This is a genomic window from Methanosarcina siciliae T4/M (assembly GCF_000970085.1).
Lineage (GTDB): Archaea > Halobacteriota > Methanosarcinia > Methanosarcinales > Methanosarcinaceae > Methanosarcina > Methanosarcina siciliae.
The window spans coordinates 4,400,879-4,420,673 of sequence record NZ_CP009506.1 but is presented as its reverse complement, the minus strand read 5'-3'; the positions used below and the strand labels follow the sequence as shown (position 1 = coordinate 4,420,673).

The window sequence follows — 19,795 nt, the reverse complement described above, 5'->3', positions numbered from 1 at the left end:
CAAATACGGACTTTGATTCTTTCAATAAGTCTTCGAGATCCTCAAACCCGTTGTTTTCCGAATAAGTTGTATGCCTGAGCCAGGGCTTTATTCAGGCCTGGCCAGGTTGAAGTTTTGCAGCTTCTGCTTCAAGGGTCTGCATCCCCTGTACAATCTTAGTCAGTGAAGCATTCATCTGTTCAAGTATTTTTGTAAGCTGCTCTTTGCGGCGGTTCAGAGTTCCGATTGCTTCTTCTGCAGTTTCCTCCGCGCTAAATTCTGCTCCGAGATTGACAATAATTCGATCTGGATTTTTTACTTCAGCATAAACGTAAGAACCAAAACCTACCGGAACCATTGTTTCCGCAGGCTTGCCTGCTTCTGAGGCTGCTTTCAGCTCATTTATCGTCACAATGGCCTGGTCGCAACTGGAGAGAGAAGTCTGTATCATGCCCATCTCCTGCCTGATAGCTTCAGCCTGCCTCTGTAATTCCTGATGCCTGGCTGCCAGATTTCTGATTTCTTCACTGACTTCTGCCATATCCTTCACTCCTCAGCTACTACGCTTTCGATCTGGACCTGGCTTCTGTTAACGCCGTGCTTGCTTCCGAAGATCGAATATGTCTTGTCAGTTGCGTTCTTTTCATTCTGACTTTCGATCTTCTTTGTGAATTTTTCCCAGGTATTTCCTGCTTTAAATTTACCTTTAACAATAAAACTCTTCATCATTACCACTCTCTTGCTGTAACTTAGTTCCGGAACAGATGGATGATATGATGCTTACTCCAGGAACCCAAGGGCTTCTTCAATTCTCCCGAGTTCAGGACCTGTTGTTTCAGAGCCTGCCACAAAGTTTTTTGAGTTTGCAAGTAACCCTGAGCCAAGCATCTGGGTCCCGAAGTTAGTAGTCCCTATGTTTACCGGAAATCCGAAGATATTTTCCAGAGCATCTCTTTCAGAAGCTGTCACTTTAGGATGTACCAGAAGCCCCTTATTCGTAACGACTCCTGCCATCCCTACATTTTTAATCCCGGCAATCGTTCCCCTGTAAACATCCACCTTAAGGGTCCCGGCAATGGCTTCCAGAGCTTTATCTGACAGGTCGGGGTGAACAAGAGCTGCTGAATCGTTTGCAAGCACGATGTTTCCCACTGCATTTAGTCTGTCAGGGAGGATGCCCACGGGAATGCCGGTGAGCTTCTGCATCTCCTCAGCCCTGGCTCCGTATGGAAGCATAAAACCGTTCGAGTTACCCCTGGAAAGGGCTCCCACTACGATGCTTTCGTTTATAAGGATCTCAAGGACTCTTACCTCCAGCACGTCTTCGAGTAGGGCGCAGACCTCTGGCTTTGTCAGAGGGGGAACTAGAACAATATCTTCGGTACAGGTTGCAAATACCCCGATGATTGAGGTATCGTAGATATCCACTGTTCGAATCATATTCTTTGACTTTTCGCGTTCTCTGGTAATACTTACTGGGCAAGTTCTGCCTGTACTTCACCATCTGCGAATTTCACAGCCCGTACCCGGATTGAGAGAGGCGGCTTTTCACAGCCTTTTTCCCAGAGACGTTCATTGATGGATTTGTCCAGCTTAACCTGCGCGGATTCGGTTTTCATGTGCCTTACGAGAAAACCCCTTACTTCAGTAACTGCCCTGTTGGCTCTTTTCCATGCAGGGACTTTCCTTATCTCTCTGAGGGGAATAGTATATATCTGTTCTTTGACCATGTCGTCTGCCATTTTTTCCCACCGTCCTCGCTTATTTCACATCCAGGCTTCTTCTTCTCCAGTGTCTGCGCCTGGGATGACTCACTACCTTCCGGTTAGTTTTCACAATAACCCACACTGGGACTCGCGTATTCTGTTTGTGCGCCTTTGCAAGACGCTTCTTCTGTCCTTTCATGTTATGACTCAAGTGGATCACACCTGTTGACCTGTAAGTAATCTAATTCTGTAAATTTACAGTTATATCCGGTAATTAGCTGATTGTGATTTCAACCCTTACGTAATTGCGGCTCTCCCATGCCTGAACGAATAGGCAAGTCTGTTAGGCAAGTCTATTGAACCATATCCTGTAAATTCTATGATGGTCTATAGTTAATCTGCAGCAGTATAGGGGTTGAATATAACTCGATTATTCTATAAATCTTTATTCCAGAATTTTCCCCTTCAAGGAAGCCTCCAGTTTTTGAGTTCACATGCTTCCCTTTTTAGGGAAATTTCTTCCTGGAAAGCACACGGGACTGGAAATGGACGGGAAACAGTTTCTTTATTGCATCTTCTCCCCGTCTCTGCCGGATTAACTCCCTGAGTTCGGTTTCGTAATCTGCTTTCTGGGTGCTTTCACTCGGCCCCTGTTCAATATTTAGGCGAGATCCGACGAGAGAATCCACAACTTTTTTGCCATAGCCTTTGAGGGGGCAAAAATACTGCACTCCCAGCCGGTCTTCAATGCTTCTCACCTGTGAGACCGAAAGCACCGGGACCCTGTCATCCCGCCTGGTTCCGTCGGCAATCAGTTTAACTGCCGGGTCCAGAGCAAGCGTTTCGACAGCTTTTTCATGAATATAATTGATAGCCCCTCTCGGAAACCCTTCATTTAGAACCAGCTCGTAGGCCTTTTCCAGGATCTCCCGGTCAAGAGAAAGGACCCTGTGCGGAAAATGTAACTCCTCAGCAGTTTTTGCTGCGATTTCTCCTGTCGGAAGCAATCCGAAGTTACAGGTTACGAGTTCGACCTCAAAAAACGGTTCCAATAAAAGGGCAGAGAGTGAACTGTCCTTTCCTCCACTAAAGAGGACCGAGACTTTCATTTTGCTTAAACCCGGGTTATGGACGTCTTGCGTTTCTTGGGCTGCATCCGCATAAGGAGCGTTTTCAGCTGCTCATCATCGATCTGAGCCTTGATTCTCCCACTCTGAGCAAGCGAAATAAGTTGCATCTCGAGCTGTTCCCCAAGAGCCGGCCTCGACATCTTAAGAGTGGTCAGGCGTTCCCTTGCCTCGGGAGTCAGGATCTGCCTCAGGATAGCCTGTTTCTGGGCTTCCATTTCGGCCCTTGCCTGCTCCTGCTGGTAAGCTGCCTGCACGTCAGAAGGCTGTTGCTGTGCCTGCTGTTTCTGAATCTCTGCAAGTCGTCTCTTTCGGATTTCTTCGAGTTCGTCATCCATATTAGACATGGCAATCACCGAAAAAACCGGTTTTCTGGAATATTGTTAGCAATATTATATATGGGGACCCGAATACTCAGACCCCTTTCCGAAGGATTTTCATTCTCAGTATTTTGCAAGTTCCGGGATCTTTTCAACCAGCTCAAGCTTAAGTTCGTGAGCTGCGTTGTCCACCATGGAACGTCCTTTTGCAGATACTGTTCTTCCGTCCTTTACCTTCTGCAGGAAGCCTGCAGCTTCAAGCTGCTGTACGGTCTTTCTTGCAACAGAACCACTGCCCTTTGCCTTGTGGAAAGGCTTGGAACCGTTGTCCTTCTTACCCCCATATACGGAGCGAAGTCTCTCGATTCCGATTGGCCCATCGGTATAGATCTTTCTCAGGACTGCTGCACACCTGATGTACCACCAGTCGTCATTGATCGGGGGAAGTTCTTTGTGAACCCCGGTTTTCACGTTCCCTGCCCATTCAGGGGGGACGATCTTATCATTTTCTTTAAGAATGCCTGCAAGCTTTTCGATCATTTCCATTGCAGGGACATCGAATACTGTTGTCATGCTCTCCTCCTTATGCGAATTCCGTTAGTTTTGCAGGTTCGGGGATAGTGCCGATTTTTTTCCTCGAATCTGTCAGGAATGTAACTCTTGCTCTCGAAATGAGGTAACTCTTATGCTCTTCCGAGAAGTCCATTGCTGGTTTTTAGCTGGCTACGGACTCTTGGGATTTGGGCCGGAAGGCCCGATAATGCCGGTTAATATAATTTGAGTCTAAACTGGAAAATGGGGTTGATAAATTTATTGGTTAATATATACACTTTTCGGTAATCTATCGGGAAGATTTACTTAATGGCATTATCCTTTTTTAAAGGTTTGTTCCCTTCCCGGGCCCACAGAGATATAGTTAATAGGGACTTTCATCAGTTCTTCAAGCCTTTTGATATAGTTTCGGGCGTTTTCTGGAAGCTCACTATAGGCTTTTACTTCGGTCAAATCGTTTTTCCAGCCAGGAAGGTCTTCATATACCGGACTGCACTCCCAGAGGTCCTCGGCAAGTTCCGGGGGATAGTCCAGGTCTTCTCCCTTATATTTGTATCCGACACAGATCCTGAGAGGGTCAAGCCCTGTCAGCACGTCCAGCTTGGTAAGGGAAATTTCCGTATATCCGTTGAGGGCAATAGCTTTTTTAAGGAGCGGGAGGTCAAACCAGCCGCACCTCCTACCTCTGCCTGTAGTTGTCCCGAATTCTCCGCCGGCTTTCTGGATCTTTTCTCCCAGTTCCCCGGAAAGCTCTGTTGGAAGGGGTCCTTCTCCCACTCTTGTGATATAAGCTTTAACTATGGCAATAACGTTATCCACCCTTGTAGGGCCCACTCCGAGGTTGGCACATGCAGAACCCGAAATTGTGGAAGAAGAGGTTACGAATTTCTGGGTCCCGTGGATCACATCAAGATGAGTCCCCTGGGCAGCTTCGGCCATGACATGCTTTCCTTCGTCAAGCGCCTGATTGATTTCCATGGAAACATCCGTAACATAAGAAGCAAATTGCTCGCCAAGTTCCAGATACCTTTCTATGAGGGCGGGGTCTCTTACGATCTTCGGGTCTCCCCCCATTGCCTCGATTTCTTTTTCCTTCTGGGGGGCAAGTTCTTCAAGCCTTCTCAGGAAACGCTCTTTGTCCACAAGTTCAGCCATGCGGATCTCGTCCCTTGCGACCTTATCGATATACGCATAGCCTATTCCGCGCTTTGTAGTCCCGATTTTTGTTTTCCTTGCAGCTTCCCTGAGCCCGTCCATTTCTATGTGGTAGGGCATAATGATGCTTGTCTTGGCATCTACTCCGAGTTTCCCTGCGTCTACCTTTATTCCGTGCTTCTCAAACATTGCGGCTTCTTCGGCTAAAACCTCAGGGTTCAGGACAACCCCAGGCCCGACCAGGACCCTGGCATCAAGTAAAATGCCCGAGGGGATCAGGTGCAGTTTGTAGACCTCATCTCCTACCCTGACTGTATGGCCTGCGTTGTTCCCACCCTGGAAACGGGCAACAATGTCATAGTCTTTTGCAAGAAGGTCGACAATCTTGCCTTTTCCCTCGTCACCGAACTGCGCGCCTGTGATTATCGTAAACATAAGCCCTGAATCGGGCTTAAACCTTAATAAGGTTTTGTCCGGTTTATCTGCCTCTTTCCCGGAGATTTTTTACCCTGAACCCTTCAAGGTATTAAATAGTCAGCCGGTAAGAGAAAATTAGGGTTGGTATGTGTAGACAGGGGTGTCAGAAGCAGTAACGTGCATAAACCAGCAAGATGACGTGAAGCAATAACAATGAAGGATACATCTAGAATATATTGAATCGATTAGAAGATCATACCTCTGAAAATAAGAAGGCTAAGAACCATAAGGATTATCGCAAGGATCATTGCTGTCTTTGCACTATCTCCATCGCTTCCGAAGACAATTGGAATCGGGCCGAGCATGATTACTCCTCCACCCTTTATCCCGGATTTAGCTTTTTCTGCATGGGGGGCTTTCCGGTCAGGGCCTTTAAAACCGAAAGAATTTCCCGAACCAGCTTCCATTCCGAACTGATCCCTTCTATTTGAATATTCATTTCCAGATTCGGAATTCTCGCGCATGCCAATGGCTGTTCCGATGATGAGCATTAAAAATCCGAAGAGTATTATGAAAATTCCAGTCAAAATAAGTAAGTTTCCAATCAACGTTTAGTCTTCCATAGGAATAGGTAAAGGATCGTTATTAATAACCCAAGTCCAAGCATATTTGTTGTAATTTCAGGAGCAGAGCCAAACACTATCGGGATGGGACCGAGCATAATAAGGCCGCCCATTTGAGCGCTTGCGGGATGTTGTAACATTGTGAGAGCGATTCCTAACAATACTATAATAAAGCCAACAAATGTAACTGTTGCACCTACTCTTAGAAAATCTTCTGATGCACGCATGTGGAATGATATTATGCTTTTATTATTAAATCTATCCTTTGAATTTTTTAGGCATGTAGCCGAGTTCATACTTTTTATTGCCTGGTATGGAGAACTATAGAGAAAACAAGGATCAATTATCAGTAATATGATGAGGTGAGGGACTGGTTTTAACTATTTATGCTTGTTTGTCTTTTCTCAGCCCGGAATTCTACACATCTCTAACGAAAGGTTATTATAGTACTGTATTCCCAAGGCAGAGAAATATAAAAGTGGCGGAATTTTCGGCTTCTATGTCTTGAATTAGAACTCTATATGGGAGAAATGCGGGGCATTGAAAAATGCCAATTGTGTATAATGTAGAATTAATAAAGAGGAAAGATAAAAAGTCTGAAAGAAACAAAAAAGCTGATGTATATTAAGTGAGTATTAGACAGTAATTAAAAAATTAAGTGAGTATTTGGCAGTAATTAAAAAGGGGCCGTCAATGGGCTGCAGACGTTGCAGGAACTTATATATATCCTTTTTATATTTTACTATATATAAATTATATCCGGCATCTTATATATACTGTGAATACGATAAGAAGCTCTTCAATTGCATTTTAACCTTTGATATGTGTACGCTGTCCTGTAAAAGGCATATGTATGAAGTCCTGTAAGAGTAGCATGCAATTTCCTTCCGAAGGACAATAGTCATAAAGTATCGTTCTGTTCCTAGCGTCTGTTTTCAGGCTTTTGCTTTTTTGTAGAAGCCCTGAAAGAGCAGAAGAAGGTCCGGAAGAATTACATAATCCATAGATAGAAGTCTGCAGGACAATTCTCAGAACTTTGTAGTTACAGCTTATACCTGCAAACCAAATTAATCTGTAACATCCCACCTTCAAATATAGCCATATAATACACGTTTAAAACCCAATAATCATACAAACTATTTAGAACCCAATTAACCTGAAAACGGACATCCAGATCAATTTTATCGATAAAAAAGGTGTTTCAAATGTCAGATATGTCAGATGACAGTGCCATAAGATCTTCCCTGGAAGATATCAAGTCCAGGGTAGAATTTCAGCTTGAGAGCGGGGAAATCAGTCCCGAGGATGTGAAATCTCTCTTAACCGAAATCGAGATACTTAAAGTCCAGAACGAAAACATGAAGGCACGGCTCCTTGAAGCCAGCGTAGCCACAGGCAGGCACCTTCAGGAAATCAATAAATTAAAAGCTCACCTGGAACAGCTTACCGAACCTCCGCTTTTCATTGCGACCATCCTTGAGGTAAACGGGGAAATTGCTCTTATCAGGCAGCACGGCAACAACCAGGAAGTCCTCACGCAGATCCCGGAAGAGTGCCTCGGAAAAATAGAGCCTGGAATGAGGGTTGCCGTAAACGGAGCTTACTCGATTATCTCCATAGTGAGCAGGGCTGCCGATGTGAGAGCCCAGGTTATGGAGCTTATCAATTCCCCAGGCGTGGACTACAGCATGATTGGCGGGCTTGATGAAGTGCTTCAGGAAGTCAGGGAGAGTGTGGAACTTCCGCTCACCGAACCCGAACTTTTCGAGGACCTGGGAATCGAACCCCCCTCCGGAGTCCTGCTTCACGGTGCCCCCGGTACCGGAAAGACCCTGATCGCAAAAGCCATAGCCTCCCAGGCAAAAGCCACTTTCATCCGGATGTCAGGTTCCGACCTCGTCCAGAAGTTCGTAGGAGAAGGCTCAAGGCTCGTAAAGGACATCTTCCAGCTTGCAAGGGACAAGTCCCCAAGCATCCTCTTCATAGACGAAATCGATGCAGTAGGCAGTATGAGGACATATGATGGGACCAGCGGTTCAGCCGAGGTAAACAGGACAATGCTTCAGCTCCTTGCTGAGATGGACGGCTTTAACCCTAAAGGCAATGTAAAAGTAGTTGCGGCAACCAACAGGATTGACCTACTTGACCCCGCCCTCCTCAGACCCGGCAGGTTTGACAGGTCGATTGAAGTCCCACTTCCTGATGAGAAGGGCAGGATAGAGATCCTGAAGATCCACACCCGTAAGATGAGACTTGCCGATGATGTTGACTTTGAGAAGTTTGCAAAGACTCTGTCAGGAAAAAGTGGAGCAGAGATCAGCGTAATCGTCAAAGAAGCCGGGATCTTTGTACTGCGCAGGCGCGGCAAAGAGATCACCATGGCAGATTTCATGAAAGCTTACGAAAAGGTCGTAAACGTGAAGGAGCCCTCCATTCCTCAGGCCATGTTCGTATAACTTGTTACCGGAAAAGTAAACAGATAACCTTCATATGAAGGAAATCTCCTTCAGCCCTCTGCCGGGAAAAGTTGAATACCTTCTCGGCAGCCTCAATTTTTTTAGAGGATCGGACGAAAGATTTATATTTTATAAATCACTTGAAAGTATGCTGTCTTACTGACAACACATAATTAACAGCGTGCTCCGATAGTGTAGCTCGGCCAATCATTCAGGACTCTCACTCCTGCGACTGGGGTTCAAATCCCCATCGGAGCATATTTCCTTTTTGCGCCTCATTTTTATAACTTTTTACATTATTTTTATCCATTTTACATTTTTCTGTGCAGTTTTTCTTTTTCCTTTAAACTACGCTCAGTTTTCAAAAACAGAAAAGGGAGAACTGTAGAATGGGAGGACTGTAAAATAATAGTGCAAAAGAATATAGAATCATTTAAGAGGGAACGAAAATTAAGATAGTTACTAAATTACAAACCACTTAAAACATCAACTGCCTGATGAGGGAGCACTTTTTTCTTTGATATGTGTTTAATTTTACAACAGCTGAAATCAAGATAATTACAGGATTAAAAAACCATGAGTGAAGGAAACACACAATCCACTCCTGATCTTGAAAACAAACTCCAGGGCTACATTTTCGGCACAGCCTGCGCAGATGCTCTCGGCCGCCCCGTAGAACACCTGACCCTTGAGCAGATTAAGGAGAAATACGGAGAAGATGGAATCCTTGAGATTCCTCCTGAGTCCCCCTGGACCGATGATACCCAGTTGATGCTTGTGCTTGCCAGAGGGCTCTTGAATGGAGCAGAACTTGAACTTCCCGGACTTATGGATAAGATTGCAGAGGAACTTGTCCTGTGGCTGGATGAACCTGACCTTGGAGCAGGGGCGACAACCAGAGGTGCAGCTCTGAATCTCAAGGACGGGATTCCCTGGAGCAGGTCAGGAATAAACTCAAAAACATGTGGAAGCCTCATGCGGGTTGGAATCCTCGGTTTCATCTTCAGTAATGATCCTGAAAAATTGATTAAAGCAGCCTCAATTTCCGGCAGGATTACACACTCTCACCCAACCGCAGACGCTGCATCCGTTGCGGGAGCATATGCTGTAAAACTGGCTCTTGATGGGATGGTCCCTGAAGATATGTTTCAGCCTCTTCTCAGGGTAACCGAAGGAATTTCGGAGGAATTTACGGAAGCTCTCAAAGGCTCTTATGAGCTTGCTCACAGCAATTTGAGTGATGAAGAAGCTCTCCAGAAAATCGGGCAGGGCTGGTATGCGGATGAGACTTTTGCTCTTGCTTATTTCTGCATCCTGAGATATCCTGATGATTACAAAAAAGCCGTTCAAACTGCAGTGAACATAACAGGAGACTCGGATTCGGTGGGCAGTGTTGCAGGTGGAATTCTAGGGGCAAGGCTTGGAATCAAAGCAGTGCCATCTTCCTGGGTTGAATCCCTGAAGGAAAAAGAGAAACTGGAAGGAATGATTAAGCTTCTGCTTGAGAAGCATTTTCAGGTTTCCGGGATGAATTGAGGGCTTAAAACCAGGGGTCTTTGAAAATGGATTTTTCGAAAATGGACTTTTCCGAAAAAGGAGTTTACTGCCTTGTATTCGAGAACAGGGATTGCGTGATTGAAGTGGGAAAAAAGGGCAATTTTTCATTTTCTGAAGGTTTTCATATCTACACTGGCTCAGCGCTCGGACCCGGAGGCATGAAGCGGGTAAAAAGGCATATTGACCTTTCTTCGAAGAGGGATAAAAATCCCAGATGGCATGTCGATTATCTCCACCTGACCCCTTCATTCAAACTGGAATGGGCGATTTGTGCCGCCACTTCTGCCCGTCTTGAGTGCGAACTTGCCCGCAGGCTCGGAGGAGATTCGGTTCAGGGCTTCGGGTGCACGGACTGTGCCTGCAAATCTCATCTTTTTTACAGGAAAAAGAACCCTCTTTCGGAGATAAAAGGAGTCTTTGAGGTGTTTGAACTCCGGGCTATTGTGCTTGAGTGCTGAACTATTATGAGTACTAATTATTTGATTGATGAATCTTTTTTACAGATACGGGAAAGTTTAAAGTAAGGCAGGATTTTATTTACATTAACCAGAAAAACGGCTTTATCTGATCAGAGGCTGCTTTATGGAACAATTCTCTTTTATCGCCTGCATGCCAGATAAGCCCGGAGCCCTGCACAGAGCAGCCGAGATTATCACGCGGTATGAAGGAAACATTAACCGGATCCAGTATGACCGGAGAATCGACAGGAACACCGTTTTTTTCGAGGTGACGGCAGCTTTGCAGGCATATCAGAAAATCCTTGGGGAGCTGGAAAGAATAGGATACCTCCAGACCTCCCTGCAGCCTGTGGCTTTTCTGAAATTCAATGTCTATCTCCCAAACTGCTCGGGAGCATTATTTGATTTCCTGAACCATACTTCTTCTTCCGGGGCAAATATCACATTTCTTGATTTCGATGACCGGGGGCAGCACCCTGAAAGGCTTGTTGTGAGCCTGAATAATGAAGATGCCAGCCTTATAGATGCACTCCTGAACAGGCTCAAATCAAAATACAGGCTTGAGATCGTTGAGTATGACACGACAGGAGAAAAGCTCGACGATACGGTTTTTTACCTCAGGCTTGCCCAGAAACTGAGGAACTATGTCGGAAACGCAGAAGATGCTTTTTTAATGAAATTCCTGCACGACATTAACCACATAGCCCAGGAGCTCTCAAACCTGAGGAAAGATCCCGTTGAGGTCTTTGAAAACATCCTCAAGGTCGGAGAAACTCTCAGCCGGACTTCAGGGGAAGGCTTTTATGCCGATGTGCAGAGGGTCAGGATAAAGGACGACATTGAACTTTTCTGCTTCCAGTTGCCCTGCGGAGGGAATATATATCTTTTTGATACTCCCGACGAAAGGGTAATGATTGATACGGGCTACGGGATATATCAACCTGATGTCGTGAATATGCTCCAGCACTACGGGCTTGGGGACCTGAGCCTCCTAAAAAGAATCTATATTACCCATGCAGATGCAGACCACTGCGGGGCAGCAGGCTATTTTTCCGCCCCTTCTTACCTGAATGGGGAAACCCTGAAAATCACGCGGGAAACCAGCAGGGCCTATGGGTCCAGCAATCAGGGTTGCATTCTGGAAGAGGTTTATACAAAAATGATTAACCTCTTTTCAAGGTTCACTCCTCCTTCAAATGTGATCCTTTTTCCGGAGATCTCAGTGCAGGCCGGAGAAGGCGAGAAAAGGGGAGCTTTTCCGCTTATTGCCCGTTTCAGGGTAGGAAACCTTGAGTTTGAAGCCCTTCAGGGTCTGGGAGGGCACATGCATGGAGAAATCTTCTACCTGTGCCCCGAAGAAGGGCTTGTCTTTCCCCAGGACGCGGTGATTAACTTCAGGAGCCTGAGCCAGGAGAGAACGGAGTACAATACCCTTGCTGATTATCTCATGACATCGGTAAATGTAGACAGCACCCTTGCAAGAGAAGAACGAAACACCCTTATGTCCCTGATACTTGAACTTGAAAACGAGCTTTCAAAAAAAAGTAAGAAATGCCTCATCTGTTGCGGACACGGTTCATTGTCCGTACTTGAAAATGGGAAACTTGTCGAGCATCCCGGCTCAGAGAGATATCTTGCAAGAAAATCCCGTAAGAGAAAAGCATAAGAGAAAAACATGTGCAGAGAATTAGCGTCTTGCCTTAAAATAATAGATAGTTTGAAATCAGAAAATAAACTAATTAAATTAACTTAAATTAAATATAAATGGTTTTAGCCCTGAATCCGGAAAAGCTAAGAAGTGATCCTGCTTGTCAATATATTCTCAGTTTGATTATTATGCCCTGATATTTCTTAACTCTTTTTCCTTTCTCGACCCTTTCATGTTATTTGTAAGCCTTAAATTCGATTATTTTATTTTTCTGATTATTGCTGTGCTCTATTATTATAACGGAAGGGAGCAGACGATCCTTTTCCTTGCCTTACTCGTATCAGCATGGGCTCTGGCCCTGGCTCTAAAGCCTGTTTTTGAAGTCCCAAGACCTGAAGATATCCGCTTTGTGACTTGCACCACAGGTTACTCCATGCCGAGCGGGCATTCCCTAATGTCCTTTGCTCTGGCTACATTTTTACATCCGAGGGCAGGAAAGTACAAACTTTTAGTTTGGGCTTTTGCCATTACCGTAAGTTTGAGTCGGATATTTATAGGAGTCCATTACCCTTCGGATGTGATAGTTGGTGCATTTATCGGCTTACTGGTCGGATTTTTCTGGATATGTGTTGAAAAGATGCTGATTAAGTACGGGCTTTTCGGATATTCTCTGGAAAAAGCCCGGTAAAAGAAAATGCGAGGGGTGCGATTCGAACGCACGAATTCCTACGAAAATGGGTCCTAAGCCCATCGCCTTTGACCTGGCTGGGCAACCCTCGCACTAAAACGTCTCTGGGTGCGGTAAAATAAGGAAAAAGAAATTTAAACACTATCCGAATAAGATTTAAATGCGCCGACCGGGATTCGAACCCGGGTTTTGGGCTTGGAAGGCCCAAGTCATAGCCGCTAGACCATCAACGCAAACTGCAACACCTTTAGAGGTATTTGTTAAATATAATGTTTTCGCTCGACATAATATCTTTTTTCATACACTTGGAAATTAGTACAGCAAATCACTTTCTTCCTCACCACAACTCACTATAATTTGCCCTATATTTATGAAATTCTCCCGGGTTAGTCCTCATTATTCTTCTCTTAGTTCAAAACTCCCAGGATTAACCTTTACTATTCTTATTCTTAATTCCCAACAGTCTGATTTATCAGTACGGAAAGGATCTGGATTTATATATTGGTATGAGACTTTTTAGATCCATCTTCCAATCCAGAAGTTGGGATGTGTCCATACCGCCCCGTAGGGCGATCTTCTCGGAAAAAATAAATGAACATATAAATGAAAACCAACTGATTATTCATCAGTTAAAAAAGACAGACAAAAGAAAACGTGAAGCTGAATTGGATTAACACTATTGAACCGTGCAAAGGAACACGTTTAGAAAAAAATTGAAAGCTCCAGTCGAATTATCATGAAAAATATTATGAGATGTATAGTTAAATTTTATATGAGCCGCTTTATTTTATTGTTAACCCAGCTGGCCTGAAAAAGGCTTTTAACAGGAATGTTTTAGAGTAAAAATCCCAAAATACAAATATAACAATAAAATAATTATTGTTATGTTTGAGGCGAACTTTCCAGGCAAATTAGTCGTTTTTTGCTAATTTTTAAATGAAAAGCACTTCTTCCCCAGGCAACAACTTTGCAAAATTTTTTATTTTATAAATATGATATATATAATATAATACATCAGCAATAATATTACACACTTGGAATAAAAATCACTATTATTATTTTTACTGTTAAGAATAAAACTGGGATTTCATCTGCTTTCTCTCCAGAAATCTTATTTCTCTGAGAAAGAATATATACTCTTATATAGAGCTAGACACAAGTTTTCAAAACCAGCGTTCTTACTTTTCCTCGCCCTGGATTCAAAATCGGGTTGAAGGAACTGATAGCGCAGAGATGTGATATGAATGGAACCTTTTATTCTGGCATTTGCAATCAGCTGGATACTCATAGTTGCCTACTTTCTTTCATTAATCAGGAAGTATGCGGGACTCAACAAAAGGTTAATGTAATGATCGAGCCATACGGGGTTTTAAAAATGAATAAAAAAAAGAAAACATTGCTTGCAGTTGCTTTTATTGCTGGTGTGTTCCTTATAGGGTTATACGGAGTCGACTCTTCTGAAGGATACCTGGCAGTATCCGAGCTGCTTTCTGACCCTCAGGGCTATACCGGGAAAAATATAAATGCCGTCGGAATCGTAGAAGCAGGAAGCCTTGAAAAGGCCCCTGGCGTGACATCATTCGAACTGAAAGACGAAAATGATGAAAACCTTAAGATACATGTGAACTATGTAGGAGACCTCCCTTCCAATCTTGCCGAAGGAAAACAGGTAACCGTTAGCGGAACAATGATTTCCGAGTCTACGTTTGAGGCAAATAAGGTCATTACCGGATGCCCGTCAAAGTATACGGAGTAATATTGATGAATATTGAAGAGTGGGAAGAATACAGATATGTTGAAGCCGGGATCGAGGACTCAATTGCCCGGATAGGGGACTCCAGCTTAAAAAAAATGGTTGAACATGTCTGTCATTCCGGTGGAAAACGAATTAGACCAATTATCCTGCTTCTGGCAAGTGAGATCTGCTCAGGCTCTTATTCCCGGAGCCTTGATGCTGCCCTTGCTGTTGAAATGATGCACTCGGCTTCTTTAATTCATGATGACCTGCTTGACCAGGGACTTCTCCGAAGGAACCTGCCCTCTGCACCGGAAAAATTCGGGCATTCCAGAGCCCTGCTCTGCGGGGACTATCTCATTGCAAAATCTATTGCTTTCATATCTCCCTATGGGAAAAAGGTCATTCGGGACTTCGGAAAAGCCGGGATGGATATGGCGGAAGGAGAAGTTCTTGACCTGAGACTTGATGACGATAAGTTCGGAGAAAGCGATTATTTTAAATGCATATATAAAAAAACAGCTTCCCTATTCGCAATCAGTGCATCCATCGGAGCATATACCGGAGGAGCTGATGAGGTTCTTGCGGAGCGTTTTAACTTCTTTGGAAATTCCCTGGGAACTGCATATCAGATTGTTGACGACATCCTTGAATTTTTAGAAGTTGTTGAGGGTAAAGAGTCCAAATTCACGTCTGAAACTTTGCCGCACATTTACATGAGGAACATGTCAAAGGAAGAAGCCTTAGAGAAGTCCATAGTTTCTGTAAAGCAGCACGTTAGTGCCGCAAAAGAAACCCTGGAAACATTCAGAGCATGTTCGGCGAGGGATAAGCTTTTCCAGATAACTGATTATATAACCGTAGACATGCTTGAGAATATATGATTTAGTCCCGCTCATCCTGAAAAATGAATCAACTCTGTCAAATTTCTGGATCTGAAATGCCATAAATGATACCATTTAGTTGCTTACTTAAACCCTTAAAGTTTTCAGCTTTTGACACTAATTTTATCAGGTGTATCCATGCGAGTATATGATAGCCCGGTGATTAAGGTAAACGCCAGCACGGAAAATGAAAAGATGGTGCTCGATGCAGAGGGCCCTCTTTCCCACCTTGCAAAACCCTTTCTGAAACGTATAAATAACATCTTTGCGGAAGAAAAACCCATCTCGATAAGTGAAGAAGAGATTATCTTTTCTACCTGGATCCCTCCCATCCCGGGCCCTGTTTTCAGCCGGGTCATAAGTGCTGAAATTGCCGCCATAAGGAAGAAACGCGTTCCGGATCAATTTTCAATAGGAATTACCGCACGCTGTCCAAACAGGTGCATTCACTGTGGGGCAGCTGACATAAAACCTGAAAAGGAACTGACCCTGGACGAGATCTGTTCCGCTGTTGACCAGAGCCTTGACCTTGGGGCCTATCTGGTTTCCTTTGATGGCGGGGAGACAATGCTCAGAAACGACCTGGTTGAAATGGTAGCAAGGGTAGACAAGACAAAAGCAATTGCCACATGTTTTACTTCAGGCTTCAAGCTCTCCGAAGAAAGATCAAAAGCCCTTAAGACCGCAGGGCTTTACGCCTCAAGGATCAGCCTTGACAGTCCCTTCGAAGCTGAGCACGACCGCATAAGAGGCCGGGCCGGGGCATACAAAGACGCAATTGATGGGATAAAGAATGCAGATGCCGCAGGAATCCTTACCGATATGTTTGTGGTTGTTTCTCCGCATAACATCGATGACCTTGAAGAGTTTTATTCTCTTGCAGCCGATCTGGAAATGAAGGAGATGTCAATCTATGAGATCATTGCGGTAGGGCGCTGGCTTGAACACGAAGACGAGGTAATAAGCAAAAAGGACGTCTCAAGGCTTCAGAGTTTCCAAAAAAACATGAACATCAAACCAGAAGGCCCGAGAGTCACTGCTTTCCCATATTTTATGGGACCTGAACTTTTCGGATGCTTTGCCGGCAGGCGCTGGATGCATGTCGCTTCGGACGGAGAGGTAATGCCCTGTGCATATACCCCACTATCTTTCGGCAATATCTCCGAAGAGCCCCTGGAGACTATCTGGAAGCGCATGGGAAAGCATAATGCTTACAAAAAAGATGATGCAGCCTATTGCATGATGCGAAACCCTGAATTCCGTAAGGAGTACATACATACCATTCCCAAAGGAGCAAAAATCCCTTACCGGCTTAAATAATTTCCTTTCAATGTCCTATATGGGTGTACTTGTTCTTATATAGGTATAATTATTCCTTAAGGGCAACTTATTTCTGGTTTTTTGCTTTTTCCAGAGTATTCCATCTTCTTTAATATTATTGGATATTTATTTTTTTGATTTCCTGTATTTTTCATTATTTTAAAGGAGTTCCCGTGTTTTCAGGGATCATTTTCCAGCTTTTTACCTTACCTTATAATCTTCAATTTCATCTCATTTTCTCTGTATATCTTTCTGTAATATTTTTTTTGAAATTCACAAGTGAAAGGGGAAAATGAACAGAGATACCCACCCTATGAGTCCCATCATCGGAGAAACACAGTATATATTTTTAAAAAATCATTATATTTATCACTCTTAATAAATTCATTTATTTCTTAGTTAAAATTACTTTAAATTTCTTAACGATGAAAAAGGGGAGTATATGCGTTTTAAGCCCAAACACATCTATACGATTTATTTTACAAAGTTTTAAATCCAGGACGTAAATTCACATTTATTTTTGGCTGAACTTAATATTCCCTATTAAAATGTTAATTTAAAAAAGGTTTTTCATGGCTTTGCATTTCTATTCTGCGGGCAGGATTCAGCATTTTCTGTCAATTAATTATATTAAACTGTTTCTATTTAATTATTTTTTACTGTTCTATTTAATCTTTTGGATTTTAACCGTATATGTTGATATTTATATTTTTAAAATTCTTAAAAATTTCCTGTAAATTCAGTACATAATGATTGATCGTGATAATTATTAATGTCCTCTTCGATAAAACCGAAGCTGTTATATAGTTCTTTCGCAAAGGATTTGTTAACTACCTCCATTGGAGTAGGGATTTTTAATTATTAATTTATATATTAAATTTTGAGAGACGGAGATTCACATGGCTAAAAATGAAATCTTATCCGAAATAAAAAAGGCGGAAGAGAGCGCCAAAGCGATGGTTGATGAAGCCATTGATTCTAAAAACAAGCGCATCTCCGATGCTCGGGCCGAAGCCAGGGAAATCCTGCGACAGGCCGAAATCGATGCACATAAAGCTGCACAAGACTCTTTTAAAGTAGGTGAAGAAAAGATCCTGGAGGAAAGAGATAAGATCGTCAACGATGGTGAAAAAAACGCATTAGCCATGTCCCAAAAAGCTCAAGCTAATATCGACAAATCCGTCAATTACCTTGTACAGGAGTTTGAGAGGGCGGTCCTTAATGAGTAGACCTAAAGAGATGACAAGGGCCGTTATTGTCGGGCATAAAAGCATATTAAAAGAAACCATCGATTCACTGCATGATACAAGTCTCTTTCATATTGAAGATTTTGTCGAAGACGAGTCTGGTTTTAAGATCAGCAAGCCATTCAAAAACGCAGAAGAAGTCTCGAAAAAGCTTGTGAAGATCCGTTCTATCGCCAATTATTTGGGGATTGTAAACAAAGAACCGGTAGTTCAGAAAACTGACTCTGTCCTGCGCGACCTTGATTCGAAGCTGGATGAACTGGATAGTGCAATTGAAGCGAAAATAGAATCAATTGCTCAGCTAGAAAATGAGCTGAAAGACCTGGAATCCCAGAAAAAGGAGATCATGCCTTATCTATCCATCAATCTTGACTTTGATGACTACCGTGGTTACGAAAGCCTGAAAGTTTTCGCAGGCACTATAAAAGGGAACCTGGATGGAAGTCAGATTTCAAGCATCACCAAAGCTTACGAGTTGTACTTTGACCCTCAATCGAAGGCTATTGTACTGTTTGTAGCTAAAAGCGGTGCCGACAAAGTTTACGAGTTACTTCAGGGTCTTGGATTCAGAGAACTCAGAGTTCCGGAAAGAGGTGGTGTCCCAAGCGAACTGTTAAGATTTATCGAACAGAGAGAAGCCGAAGTCACCAAAAAGATCGAGTCCTTAAAGGCTGATATTGAATCCTTGAAATCCAAGTATGCAGATTTCATCCTGGCCAGCGACGAGGTCTTGAGCATCGAGAGTCAGAAGGCAGAACTGCCTCTGAGAATAGCTACATCTGCAAATGCATTCATAATAGAAGGCTGGACCCCAACCGAAAGTTATGACAAAGTTGTCAGTGCGGTCAACAGTGCCACTAACGGCAAGGCATACGTCACAAGCCTCGAGGTAGAAGAGGAAGAAGAAGAGCATGTCCCTGTTGAGTACAACAACTCAAAAATTGCAGAGCCGATGCAGCAGATCATGGACCTGTACTCCAGGCCCAAGTATACTGAACTTGATCCATCCTCAGTGATTTTAATCACTTTCCCGCTGATGTATGGACTGATTCTCGGAGACATCGGATATGCACTGATACTGGGAGCAATTGCGCTGGCTATCAAAAAAGCAGTTAAGTCAGATGCAGTAAAGCCTCTCATGGATATTCTGATCTATTGTCAGATCTCAACATTTATATTCGGGATTATTTATGGTGAGTTCCTGGGATTCCCTCTTGCGAGTATGCATTCGGAACACGGAGTGGTTCCGGGCCTGATTCCGGGCTGGGATACTATTGTTCTGTTTGGAGGGCTCGGAGGCGAGGAATTTACATTCCCGATCCATAGAACTCACATGGTAATGACTATGATTGCAGTAACTGTCCTGATAGGACTGCTTCACCTGAATCTCGGGTTCCTGCTAGGATTTTCAAACATCGCCAGGCACCACGGAATGAAGCATGCGGTTCTTGAAAAAGGCAGTTGGATTGTTATTGAACTTGGTGTACTTCTTGCAGCCATCGGCTACCTTGGCGGCACAGGACTGGCTTATGTCGGTGCTGTAATTCTTGTTCTTGGAATTGTGATGCTCACCATGGGTGAAGGTATCAAAGGTCCGATTGAATTGCCATCTCTTATGGGTAATGCGTTGTCGTATGCCCGTATTATAGCGGTCGGTCTGTCTTCGATTTACATCGCTTCAACGGTCAATGATATTGCTTTTGAAATGATCTGGGCTGATCACTCCAAGATCGGTTTCGTAGCAATAGCTGCAATACTTGTGTTTATACTCGGACATGCTCTTAACACTGTCTTGAGTATCATCGCTCCCGGACTGCATGCACTCAGGTTGCAGTACGTAGAATTCTTCGGAAAATTCTACGAAGGCGGGGGCAGAAAATACAACCCATTCGGATACATAAGAAAATACACGGAGGAATAAAA

Annotated in this window: 22 protein-coding genes and 3 tRNA genes; 12 read left to right on the top strand and 13 right to left on the bottom strand. The window is 43.7% G+C overall.

The window, feature by feature from the left end; genetic code table 11:
- Positions 1 to 91: 91 nt before the first annotated feature.
- From pfdA to MSSIT_RS18640, 11 genes are all read right to left on the bottom strand, one after another.
- Positions 92 to 520 carry a prefoldin subunit alpha gene (gene pfdA, locus MSSIT_RS18685; RefSeq protein ID WP_048173965.1) on the bottom strand — a complete coding sequence of 143 codons (429 nt, stop codon included), beginning with the start codon at positions 518 to 520 and terminating at the stop codon, positions 92 to 94.
- A gap of 5 nt (positions 521 to 525) precedes the next feature.
- The gene (gene rpl18a / locus MSSIT_RS18680) at positions 526 to 705 is read right to left on the bottom strand and encodes a 50S ribosomal protein L18Ae (protein ID WP_331455333.1); all 180 of its coding nucleotides are present in this window, start codon (positions 703 to 705) and stop codon (positions 526 to 528) included.
- A gap of 54 nt (positions 706 to 759) precedes the next feature.
- A complete protein-coding gene (locus MSSIT_RS18675) occupies positions 760 to 1,419 on the bottom strand; it encodes a translation initiation factor IF-6 (protein ID WP_048173963.1) in 660 nt (219 codons plus the stop codon).
- Positions 1,420 to 1,451: 32 nt separating this feature from the next.
- Entirely contained in the window at positions 1,452 to 1,721 is a 270-nt protein-coding gene (locus MSSIT_RS18670) for a 50S ribosomal protein L31e (RefSeq protein ID WP_048173962.1), read from the bottom strand.
- A 19-nt stretch (positions 1,722 to 1,740) separates the two neighbouring features.
- Positions 1,741 to 1,896: a 50S ribosomal protein L39e gene (locus MSSIT_RS22630; RefSeq protein ID WP_011024005.1), complete on the bottom strand. Its 156-nt coding sequence runs from the start codon at positions 1,894 to 1,896 to the stop codon at positions 1,741 to 1,743.
- A 295-nt stretch (positions 1,897 to 2,191) separates the two neighbouring features.
- A complete protein-coding gene (locus tag MSSIT_RS18665) occupies positions 2,192 to 2,794 on the bottom strand; it encodes a DUF7411 family protein (RefSeq protein WP_048173961.1) in 603 nt (200 codons plus the stop codon).
- Between the two features lie 5 nt (positions 2,795 to 2,799).
- Complete coding sequence (locus tag MSSIT_RS18660; RefSeq protein WP_048173960.1) at positions 2,800 to 3,168, bottom strand: DNA-binding protein; 369 nt, start codon at positions 3,166 to 3,168, stop codon at positions 2,800 to 2,802.
- An 87-nt stretch (positions 3,169 to 3,255) separates the two neighbouring features.
- Entirely contained in the window at positions 3,256 to 3,705 is a 450-nt protein-coding gene (locus MSSIT_RS18655; protein WP_048173959.1) for a 30S ribosomal protein S19e, read from the bottom strand.
- A 294-nt stretch (positions 3,706 to 3,999) separates the two neighbouring features.
- Positions 4,000 to 5,274 (bottom strand): adenylosuccinate synthase, encoded by a 1,275-nt coding sequence (locus tag MSSIT_RS18650; RefSeq protein ID WP_048173958.1) that lies wholly within the window; start codon positions 5,272 to 5,274, stop codon positions 4,000 to 4,002.
- A 227-nt stretch (positions 5,275 to 5,501) separates the two neighbouring features.
- Entirely contained in the window at positions 5,502 to 5,843 is a 342-nt protein-coding gene (locus tag MSSIT_RS18645; protein ID WP_231590009.1) for a TIGR00304 family membrane protein, read from the bottom strand.
- Positions 5,844 to 5,860: 17 nt separating this feature from the next.
- Complete coding sequence (locus tag MSSIT_RS18640; protein WP_231590007.1) at positions 5,861 to 6,175, bottom strand: TIGR00304 family membrane protein; 315 nt, start codon at positions 6,173 to 6,175, stop codon at positions 5,861 to 5,863.
- A 918-nt stretch (positions 6,176 to 7,093) separates the two neighbouring features.
- On the opposite strand from MSSIT_RS18640, the gene MSSIT_RS18635 reads away from it, so the two are divergent.
- The 6 genes from MSSIT_RS18635 (at position 7,094) to MSSIT_RS18610 (ending at position 12,686) form a co-directional block, all read left to right on the top strand.
- The gene (locus MSSIT_RS18635) at positions 7,094 to 8,335 is read left to right on the top strand and encodes a proteasome-activating nucleotidase (protein WP_048175085.1); all 1,242 of its coding nucleotides are present in this window, start codon (positions 7,094 to 7,096) and stop codon (positions 8,333 to 8,335) included.
- 183 nt (positions 8,336 to 8,518) lie between these two features.
- Positions 8,519 to 8,593: transfer RNA gene (locus MSSIT_RS18630), tRNA-Glu, on the top strand.
- 318 nt (positions 8,594 to 8,911) lie between these two features.
- Positions 8,912 to 9,871, top strand: coding sequence for an ADP-ribosylglycohydrolase family protein (locus MSSIT_RS18625; RefSeq protein ID WP_048173956.1), 960 nt, complete (start codon positions 8,912 to 8,914; stop codon positions 9,869 to 9,871).
- Between the two features lie 26 nt (positions 9,872 to 9,897).
- Positions 9,898 to 10,350 (top strand): GIY-YIG nuclease family protein, encoded by a 453-nt coding sequence (locus MSSIT_RS18620; protein ID WP_231590004.1) that lies wholly within the window; start codon positions 9,898 to 9,900, stop codon positions 10,348 to 10,350.
- Between the two features lie 124 nt (positions 10,351 to 10,474).
- The gene (locus tag MSSIT_RS18615; protein WP_048173955.1) at positions 10,475 to 12,016 is read left to right on the top strand and encodes an MBL fold metallo-hydrolase; all 1,542 of its coding nucleotides are present in this window, start codon (positions 10,475 to 10,477) and stop codon (positions 12,014 to 12,016) included.
- 214 nt (positions 12,017 to 12,230) lie between these two features.
- Positions 12,231 to 12,686: a phosphatase PAP2 family protein gene (locus MSSIT_RS18610; protein WP_148705980.1), complete on the top strand. Its 456-nt coding sequence runs from the start codon at positions 12,231 to 12,233 to the stop codon at positions 12,684 to 12,686.
- A 7-nt stretch (positions 12,687 to 12,693) separates the two neighbouring features.
- On the opposite strand, the gene MSSIT_RS18605 is transcribed toward MSSIT_RS18610, so the two are convergent.
- Together MSSIT_RS18605 and MSSIT_RS18600 are read right to left on the bottom strand one after the other, a co-directional pair.
- Positions 12,694 to 12,778: transfer RNA gene (locus MSSIT_RS18605), tRNA-Leu, on the bottom strand.
- Positions 12,779 to 12,847: 69 nt separating this feature from the next.
- Positions 12,848 to 12,919, bottom strand: a tRNA-Gly gene (locus tag MSSIT_RS18600).
- Positions 12,920 to 13,930: 1,011 nt separating this feature from the next.
- On the opposite strand from MSSIT_RS18600, the gene MSSIT_RS25795 reads away from it, so the two are divergent.
- The 6 genes from MSSIT_RS25795 (at position 13,931) to MSSIT_RS18575 (ending at position 19,793) form a co-directional block, all read left to right on the top strand.
- Complete coding sequence (locus MSSIT_RS25795; RefSeq protein WP_082089069.1) at positions 13,931 to 14,035, top strand: CcmD family protein; 105 nt, start codon at positions 13,931 to 13,933, stop codon at positions 14,033 to 14,035.
- A 26-nt stretch (positions 14,036 to 14,061) separates the two neighbouring features.
- On the top strand, positions 14,062 to 14,442 hold the full coding sequence (locus MSSIT_RS18595; RefSeq protein WP_048175082.1) for a cytochrome c maturation protein CcmE domain-containing protein: 381 nt from the start codon (positions 14,062 to 14,064) through the stop codon (positions 14,440 to 14,442).
- Positions 14,418 to 15,305: a geranylfarnesyl diphosphate synthase gene (locus tag MSSIT_RS18590; protein WP_048173953.1), complete on the top strand. Its 888-nt coding sequence runs from the start codon at positions 14,418 to 14,420 to the stop codon at positions 15,303 to 15,305. The genes MSSIT_RS18595 and MSSIT_RS18590 overlap by 25 nt, the downstream gene beginning before the upstream one ends.
- A gap of 138 nt (positions 15,306 to 15,443) precedes the next feature.
- Positions 15,444 to 16,625 (top strand): radical SAM protein, encoded by a 1,182-nt coding sequence (locus MSSIT_RS18585; protein WP_048173952.1) that lies wholly within the window; start codon positions 15,444 to 15,446, stop codon positions 16,623 to 16,625.
- Positions 16,626 to 17,524: 899 nt separating this feature from the next.
- On the top strand, positions 17,525 to 17,854 hold the full coding sequence (gene ahaH / locus MSSIT_RS18580; protein ID WP_011024040.1) for an ATP synthase archaeal subunit H: 330 nt from the start codon (positions 17,525 to 17,527) through the stop codon (positions 17,852 to 17,854).
- On the top strand, positions 17,847 to 19,793 hold the full coding sequence (locus MSSIT_RS18575; RefSeq protein ID WP_187151804.1) for a V-type ATP synthase subunit I: 1,947 nt from the start codon (positions 17,847 to 17,849) through the stop codon (positions 19,791 to 19,793). Before ahaH ends, MSSIT_RS18575 begins: the two co-directional genes overlap by 8 nt.
- The last annotated feature ends 2 nt before the right edge of the window (positions 19,794 to 19,795 follow it).